At 60.7% G+C, this 366-nt stretch carries 1 protein-coding gene; it reads right to left on the reverse strand.

From position 1 onward, the window contains the following. Positions 1 to 366, reverse strand: a 366-nt coding sequence (locus C6W92_RS17505) for a DUF4214 domain-containing protein (RefSeq protein ID WP_129435405.1), incomplete at both ends; no start/stop codon positions are given.

Raw genomic sequence — 366 nt, forward strand, 5'->3', positions numbered from 1 at the left:
GGCCTTCGCTGTCGGGCGCGGTCGCGCCGGCGTCCTTGGCAGCGTCGTGCCAATCAAGAGCGACTGAAATCTTGTTGTTGAGCACGTCGATGTCGGTGCCCGAAGCACCTTTCATGATCGCGAGCAGAATCTCACCGGTGGGAACAGCACCCGTCTCGAGCTCGTTCGCCCAGAACTCGATGCCTTCTGCATCGGGTGCGCGGCCGAACAGGTTGCCGTAAACTTCCGACAGGAACTCAAGCGCCGACGGGTTCTCGGCTTCCGGGTCAAAGAAGTCATACACAGCGCGGGTTTCCGCCTGGTTCGAAAACTCGGTCGCGATCGCTTCCAGCGACATGCCATCCGCGTTGGGATTGTTGTCCTCGA

The organism is Roseovarius sp. A46 (assembly GCF_004126395.1).
In the GTDB taxonomy this organism is placed as follows: domain Bacteria; phylum Pseudomonadota; class Alphaproteobacteria; order Rhodobacterales; family Rhodobacteraceae; genus Roseovarius; species Roseovarius nitratireducens.